Annotated in this window: 12 protein-coding genes and 1 tRNA gene; all 13 read right to left on the minus strand. The window is 51.1% G+C overall.

Features of this window, described 5'->3' with window-relative positions; genetic code table 11:
- Window positions 1-273: 273 nt before the first annotated feature.
- Window positions 274-350 (minus strand) — tRNA-Met (locus GZ093_RS19575).
- 23 nt (window positions 351-373) lie between these two features.
- The gene (rplQ, locus tag GZ093_RS19580) at window positions 374-772 is read right to left on the minus strand and encodes a 50S ribosomal protein L17 (protein ID WP_296489298.1); all 399 of its coding nucleotides are present in this window, start codon (window positions 770-772) and stop codon (window positions 374-376) included.
- Window positions 773-853: 81 nt separating this feature from the next.
- Complete coding sequence (rpoA, locus tag GZ093_RS19585) at window positions 854-1,843, minus strand: DNA-directed RNA polymerase subunit alpha (protein ID WP_296489300.1); 990 nt, start codon at window positions 1,841-1,843, stop codon at window positions 854-856.
- 116 nt (window positions 1,844-1,959) lie between these two features.
- Entirely contained in the window at window positions 1,960-2,583 is a 624-nt protein-coding gene (rpsD, locus tag GZ093_RS19590) for a 30S ribosomal protein S4 (protein WP_296489302.1), read from the minus strand.
- A gap of 88 nt (window positions 2,584-2,671) precedes the next feature.
- Window positions 2,672-3,076, minus strand: a complete 405-nt coding sequence (rpsK, locus tag GZ093_RS19595; RefSeq protein ID WP_011466464.1) for a 30S ribosomal protein S11 — start codon at window positions 3,074-3,076, stop codon at window positions 2,672-2,674.
- Between the two features lie 19 nt (window positions 3,077-3,095).
- Window positions 3,096-3,461: a 30S ribosomal protein S13 gene (rpsM, locus tag GZ093_RS19600; RefSeq protein WP_296489304.1), complete on the minus strand. Its 366-nt coding sequence runs from the start codon at window positions 3,459-3,461 to the stop codon at window positions 3,096-3,098.
- Window positions 3,462-3,485: 24 nt separating this feature from the next.
- A complete protein-coding gene (gene rpmJ, locus GZ093_RS19605; protein ID WP_084795560.1) occupies window positions 3,486-3,599 on the minus strand; it encodes a 50S ribosomal protein L36 in 114 nt (37 codons plus the stop codon).
- Between the two features lie 65 nt (window positions 3,600-3,664).
- A complete protein-coding gene (infA, locus tag GZ093_RS19610) occupies window positions 3,665-3,883 on the minus strand; it encodes a translation initiation factor IF-1 (protein WP_007869286.1) in 219 nt (72 codons plus the stop codon).
- A 14-nt stretch (window positions 3,884-3,897) separates the two neighbouring features.
- Window positions 3,898-5,208: a preprotein translocase subunit SecY gene (gene secY / locus GZ093_RS19615; protein WP_296489312.1), complete on the minus strand. Its 1,311-nt coding sequence runs from the start codon at window positions 5,206-5,208 to the stop codon at window positions 3,898-3,900.
- Between the two features lie 24 nt (window positions 5,209-5,232).
- On the minus strand, window positions 5,233-5,664 hold the full coding sequence (gene rplO, locus GZ093_RS19620) for a 50S ribosomal protein L15 (RefSeq protein WP_296489314.1): 432 nt from the start codon (window positions 5,662-5,664) through the stop codon (window positions 5,233-5,235).
- A 10-nt stretch (window positions 5,665-5,674) separates the two neighbouring features.
- Window positions 5,675-5,857, minus strand: a complete 183-nt coding sequence (gene rpmD, locus GZ093_RS19625; RefSeq protein WP_296489315.1) for a 50S ribosomal protein L30 — start codon at window positions 5,855-5,857, stop codon at window positions 5,675-5,677.
- Between the two features lie 14 nt (window positions 5,858-5,871).
- On the minus strand, window positions 5,872-6,396 hold the full coding sequence (gene rpsE, locus GZ093_RS19630) for a 30S ribosomal protein S5 (RefSeq protein ID WP_296489316.1): 525 nt from the start codon (window positions 6,394-6,396) through the stop codon (window positions 5,872-5,874).
- Window positions 6,397-6,413: 17 nt separating this feature from the next.
- The coding region (locus tag GZ093_RS19635) for a 50S ribosomal protein L18 (protein WP_296489317.1) at window positions 6,414-6,479 on the minus strand (66 nt) is incomplete at its 5' end.

Genomic DNA, 6,479 nt, shown 5'->3' on the forward strand with positions numbered 1-6,479 from the left:
TCGCTGGCAGCCGACAAATCCTTAACTGCGACCTCGTGCCATCACGGCACCACTGGCGTCAAGGTGTAATGGCCACCCGCTTACAGCTTGATTACGCGGCGTCGTGGTGATGGCGTCAAAGTTTGAACAAGCTGTCGGACGCCAAGGCGATAGGTCTGATGACGCCGCTGGTCACACCCAGTCGTTTTGAGATTTCACGGGCCAAATTTGAGTCAAAAAGCAAAACGCCCACTGTTAGTGGGCGTTTACTTACGGGGAAAGCCCCGTATCTATTGGTTGCGCGAGTAGGATTTGAACCTACGACCTTTGGGTTATGAGCCCAACGAGCTACCAGGCTGCTCCATCGCGCGATATTTAATTCAATTATACTCGATTAATCTTGGGCTTTCGCGTCATCCAGAGCCTCTACCAACTCAGGACGATCGACCAACTCGACCAAGGCCATGGGAGCATTGTCACCAACGCGGAATCCCATCTTCAAAATACGAGTGTAGCCACCGGGACGGGTCTTGAAACGGGGGCCTAAGTCATTGAACAACTTGACAACGCTCTCCCGATCACGCAGCCGATCAAAAGCCAAGCGACGATTAGCAACAGTGGCTTCCTTAGCCAAAGTGATCATCGGTTCGACTACACGACGCAGCTCTTTAGCCTTGGGCAGTGTCGTTTTTATAACTTCATGCTCAATGAGCGAGTTCATCATGTTGCGCAGCATTGCCAAGCGATGCTCGCTGGTGCGATTAAGTTTACGTAGTCCGTGTCCGTGACGCATGGTGCTTTCCTTGATTTATGTAACAGACAGCCGTATCAGGTACTGCCCGTGGCACTGAGTCCCTTTGCAGGGCGAAGTATTTTAACGCTTTTCGAGAGCGGCTGGTGGCCAACTTTCGAGCTTCATGCCCAAAGTCAGACCGCGGGAAGCCAGCACTTCCTTGATTTCGTTGAGCGACTTGCGGCCCAGATTTGGTGTCTTCAACAACTCGTTTTCCGTGCGCTGAATGAGGTCGCCAATATAGTAGATATTTTCCGCCTTCAAGCAGTTCGCCGAACGAACCGTGAGCTCAAGCTCATCCACAGGGCGCAGCAAAATAGGATCAAACTGGGTGCTACCTCGGGGCGAAGGCGCATCGAATGCAGCCAACTCGCTGCCCTCCAACTGCGCAAACACAGCCAATTGCTCGACGAGAATTTTAGCGGATGCGCGAACGGCATCTTCTGCAGAAATGGCACCATTGGTTTCAATATCGACAACCAACTTGTCAAGATCCGTGCGTTGCTCAACACGTGCACTCTCAACCGTGTAACTAACACGTTTTACGGGAGAAAAAGACGCATCCAAAATGATACGTCCGATGGACTTGGTTGGCTCATCGCCATGACGCCGCATCGTTCCCGGTACATATCCGCGGCCTTTTTCAACCTTGATTTGCATATCTAACTTGCCGCCTTGCGACAAGTGTGCAATCACATGATCAGGATTGATAATCTCGACGTCGTGGGGCGTCTGAATGTCACTAGCGGTAACAAGTCCTTCACCGTCTTTACGCAGGCTCAGAGTCACCTCATCGCGATTGTGAAGCTTGAACACGACGCCCTTGAGATTTAACAAAATATTGACGACGTCTTCTTGCACGCCGTCGATAGAGGAATACTCATGCAAGACGCCGGCGATGGTCACTTCAGTCGCCGCATAACCAGGCATTGATGCCAGTAAAACCCGCCGCAATGCATTGCCCAGCGTGTGACCATAGCCGCGTTCAAAGGGCTCAAGCGCAACTTTGGCGCGATTTCCACCCAATTGCTCAACGTTGATGGCCTTGGGTTTCAATAAACTATTTTGCATGGGAACTCCCTCTCAATACCCCCGGCTCGTTACACCGGTAAGGTTGACGAAGCACCTGGGACGTGCATTTGTACGTCTCAGGAACAATTTCAAATAAGATCGTACAGATCGCGCTATTAACGTGAATACAACTCAACAATCAGTGATTCATTGACATCGGCGGCAAATTGGTCCCGATCAGGAACCGACTTGAAGGTGCCTTCAGCTTTGTCAACATTGATTTCAACCCAAGCCGGCATCCCAACCTGCTGAGCGAGTTGAAGCGCCTCCACAATTCGATTCTGCTTCTTGGACTTATCACGCACAGCGATCATGTCACCAGCCTTGACCATGTACGATGGAATGTTGACTGACTTTCCGTTAACGGTCATGGCTTTATGGGAAACCAATTGACGCGCTTCAGCGCGGGTCGAGCCAAAGCCCATGCGGTAAACCACGTTGTCAAGACGAGATTCCAGCAAAGACAGCAGATTTGCACCGGTGTTGCCTTTGCGGCGGTCGGCCTCTTCGAAATAACGACGAAACTGCTTTTCAAGAACTCCATACATTCGTTTGACTTTTTGCTTCTCGCGAAGTTGCAGACCAAAATCGGATGTGCGTGCACCTGATGTGCGTCCGTGTTGGCCTGGCTTGGAGTCAAATTTTGCTTTGTCGCCAATCGAGCGTCGAGCGCTCTTTAAGAACAGGTCAGTGCCTTCACGGCGGGATAATTTGGCCTTGGGGCCGAGATAACGTGCCACTTGAACTTCCTTTATGTCATCTGCCGTACGTCAGCACGGGAGCCACTAGCGCTGGGCTTGTGGCGGTGGGCTTGTTTAAAAAAACTACTTAAATACGACGACGCTTCTGCGGGCGGCATCCGTTATGCGGTACTGGCGTCACGTCGGCAATCATGTTGATGCGAATGCCGAGGGCAGCTAGAGCGCGGACCGAAGATTCCCGGCCAGGACCTGGGCCCTTGATTTCAACGTCAAGATTCTTGACGCCCTGCTCAATGGCAGCACGACCAGCCACTTCCGAAGCCACCTGAGCCGCGAATGGCGTGGATTTGCGGGAGCCTTTGAAACCTTGACCACCGGAGGACGCCCACGATAAAGCATTACCTTGCCGATCCGTGATTGTGATGATGGTGTTGTTAAACGAAGCGTGTACGTGCGCGATGCCGTCCGCAACATTCTTACGAACTTTCTTACGAACACGTTGGGCCGCATTACTGGCGGGAGCTTTTGCCATGGTGATCTTTCAATGCCTGTTATTTCTTCAGTGACTGGGCGGCCTTGCGCGGTCCCTTGCGGGTGCGCGCGTTGGTGCGTGTACGCTGCCCACGCATGGGCAAGCCGCGACGATGACGGAAACCTCGGTAACAACCGATATCCATCAATCGCTTGATGTTCATCGTTGTCTCCCGACGTAAATCACCCTCAATGGTAAATTGCGAAACCTGATCGCGAATTTTCTCCAGGTCCGAATCGGTCAAATCCTTGACTTTTTTGGAGTAAGCGATGCCACAAGCATCGCAAATCTTGCGAGCGCGGTTGCGACCGACTCCAAAGATGGCGGTTAAGCCAATTTCAGAATGCTGTTGCGGCGGAATATTGATGCCAGCGATACGTGCCATTTTCGTCCTCTAAAACTCTTGCAATTAACCTTGGCGCTGCTTATGACGCGGATCGGTACAGATCACACGCACGACGCCCTTGCGCCGAATCACTTTGCAGTTGCGACAAATTTTCTTGACTGAAGCAGAAACTTTCATTTCATTCTCCTAAAACAATATTTAATAATTCGACATCAAGTCGCACGGCACAAACAGCATTACCGCTATTTAGCCCTGAATACGATTCTTGCCCGACTCAAATCGTAAGGCGTCAACTCAACCGTGACCTTATCCCCTGGAAGAATACGAATGTAGTGCATGCGCATCTTCCCTGAAATATGGCCCAATACGACATGACCATTTTCAAGCTTCACACGAAAAGTTGCATTGGGCAGGTTTTCGACCACCTCTCCCTGCATCTGAATAACATCGTCTTTTGACATATTTACCAATCGCCTTATGAAGACTTGAAATTAGCCTTCTTCAACAGCGATTCATATTGCTGCGACATCATGTAATTCTGAACCTGTGCCATGAAATCCATCGTCACAACCACAATAATCAGGAGAGATGTTCCACCGAAGTAAAACGGTACGTTGTACTTCAAAATCAGGAACTCGGGCAACAAACACACCATGGTGATGTAGATAGCGCCAGCAAAAGTCAGACGGAGCAAAATCTTGTCAATGTACTTGGCAGTATGGTCACCAGGCCGAATACCTGGAATAAAGGCACCACTCTTTTTCAAATTGTCAGCCGTTTCACGGCTGTTAAATACCAATGCCGTATAAAAAAAGCAGAAAAATATAATTGCTGCAGCGTAAAGCATGACATATATCGGCTGCCCTGGAGTGAGAGACCCAGCGATGTCTTTCAACCAGCGCATGGATTCGCCGGCGCTAAACCAGCCCACGACCGTCGCCGGCAACAAAATAATCGACGAAGCGAAAATCGGCGGGATTACTCCTGCCATGTTCAGTTTTAAGGGCAAGTGCGATGACTGTCCCCCATAAACTTTGTTGCCGACTTGTCGTCTTGCGTAATTGACCAAAATCTTTCTCTGCCCGCGCTCAACAAACACAACAAAATATGTAACCAGCGCAACCAAAATTACTATGAAGAGGGCAATAATAATGCTCATCGCCCCCGTTCGCACGAGTTCAAGTAGCCCACCAATAGCATTCGGTAGGCCCGCAGCTATACCGCCAAAAATAAGTATAGAAATACCATTGCCCAAACCGCGCTCGGTTATCTGCTCGCCTAACCACATCAGAAACAAAGTACCCGACGTTAGAGTCACGATCGCCGTCATGCGAAACCCGAATCCTGGCGCAATCACCAACCCCGGTGAGCTTTCAAGCGCGATGGCGATTCCCATTGATTGAAATAATGCCAGTCCAAGTGTCCCGTAGCGGGTGTACTGCGTAATCTTGCGCCGCCCAGCCTCGCCTTCTTTTTTCAACTGTTCGAAAGCTGGCAGAACATACGTCAACAACTGCATGATGATCGACGCCGATATATACGGCATGATGCCCAACGCAAAGACAGTGAAGCGCGACAACGCGCCCCCCGAGAACATGTTGAACATGCCCAGGATACCGCCCTGCTGACCCTTGAAAAACTGCGCTAGCTGAACCGGGTCGATGCCTGGGACAGGGATATGAGCGCCCACGCGGTACACAACCAGGGCAAGCAACAGGAAGACAAGCCGTCGGCGCAGGTCGCCAAATTTGCCATTCTTTGCCAGTTGTGTCGCGTTAGTTGCCACTTGTAGTTACTTTCAAATACCAACTTACGCGAGACTACCGCCAGCAGTCTCAATAGCCAGCTTGGCCGCCGCTGTCGCACCAACACCTGTGAGCTTCACGGCTTTGGTGATACTGCCGGTCATGATTACCTTTACGACCTTAGCCAGCTCGCCCACAAGCCCGGCTTGCTTTAGCGTAACCAAATCCACGTCGCTAGCCCCCAACTGCTCCAAGGCGCTCAACGTAACTTCTGCGTTGAACTTCAGCAATTGCGACTTGAACCCTCGTTTCGGCAGGCGACGCTGCATGGGCATCTGACCGCCCTCGAAACCAACTTTGTGGTAGCCACCAGCACGAGACTTCTGTCCCTTGTGTCCCCGACCTGCCGTTTTTCCGATGCCGGAGCCGATGCCGCGACCAACGCGACGCTTGTAATGCTTTGCGCCGTCTGCGGGTTTAATGCCATTAAGTTCCATCGTCAACCTCTTAGAGCACTTTGATCAAATAACTGATCTTGTTAATCATCCCACGGACTTCGGGCGTATCCACCAATTCGCTAATGCTGCGAATTTTCCGAAGGCCAAGGCCACGGACTGTGGCACGATGCGATTCCTGGCAGCCAATAGGGCTACGAATCAGCTGAACTTTGATTGTTTGTTGTGTAGTCATTTTGAACCGCCTGCCTATACAAATAGTTCTTCAATCGTCTTGCCGCGCTTAGCTGCAATGGCAGAAGGAGTCCTATCATGAGACAGTGCATCAAGTGTTGCACGAACCATGTTGTAGGGATTAGATGAACCATGACTTTTTGCCACGATGTCGGTGATACCGATGACCTCGAAGACAGCCCTCATTGGACCGCCCGCAATAATGCCAGTACCCTTGGGTGCTGGCGCCATCATGACAGAAGCCGCTCCGTGTTGACCCATCACTTTATGATGAATTGACCCGTTTTTGAGCGTTATTTTGGTCATGTTTCTGCGAGCTTCTTCCATGGCTTTTTGTACGGCCGCAGGAACTTCTTTTGATTTCCCCTTACCCATGCCAACGCTGCCGTCGCCGTCGCCTACTACCGTCAAGGCAGCAAAACCCAAAATTCGCCCCCCTTTGACGACTTTGGTGACGCGATTGATCGCGATCATTTTCTCGCGCAGGCCATCTTCAGGCCCTACGGCCTTACCCTGCATCTTCGCTTGAACTTTAGCCATCTTAATTTCCGATCTGCTTAGAACTGCAAGCCAGCTTCACGTGCTGCATCTGCCAGCGCCTTGACGCGGCCATGGTACGCAAA

This window comes from Rhodoferax sp., assembly GCF_010365055.1.
Lineage (GTDB): Bacteria > Pseudomonadota > Gammaproteobacteria > Burkholderiales > Burkholderiaceae_C > Rhodoferax.

Bases quoted from the DNA above. Each gene is read 5' to 3' on its own strand.
- rpmJ (WP_084795560.1), bottom strand. From the start codon at position 3,599: ATGAAAGTTTCTGCTTCAGTCAAGAAAATTTGTCGCAACTGCAAAGTG.
- rpsE (WP_296489316.1), bottom strand. From the start codon at position 6,396: ATGGCTAAAGTTCAAGCGAAGATGCAGGGTAAGGCCGTAGGGCCTGAA.
- rpsM (WP_296489304.1), bottom strand. From the start codon at position 3,461: ATGGCACGTATCGCTGGCATCAATATTCCGCCGCAACAGCATTCTGAA.
- rplQ (WP_296489298.1), bottom strand. From the start codon at position 772: ATGCGTCACGGACACGGACTACGTAAACTTAATCGCACCAGCGAGCAT.
- rpoA (WP_296489300.1), bottom strand. From the start codon at position 1,843: ATGCAAAATAGTTTATTGAAACCCAAGGCCATCAACGTTGAGCAATTG.
- rpmD (WP_296489315.1), bottom strand. From the start codon at position 5,857: ATGACTACACAACAAACAATCAAAGTTCAGCTGATTCGTAGCCCTATT.
- infA (WP_007869286.1), bottom strand. From the start codon at position 3,883: ATGTCAAAAGACGATGTTATTCAGATGCAGGGAGAGGTGGTCGAAAAC.
- rplO (WP_296489314.1), bottom strand. From the start codon at position 5,664: ATGGAACTTAATGGCATTAAACCCGCAGACGGCGCAAAGCATTACAAG.
- rpsK (WP_011466464.1), bottom strand. From the start codon at position 3,076: ATGGCAAAAGCTCCCGCCAGTAATGCGGCCCAACGTGTTCGTAAGAAA.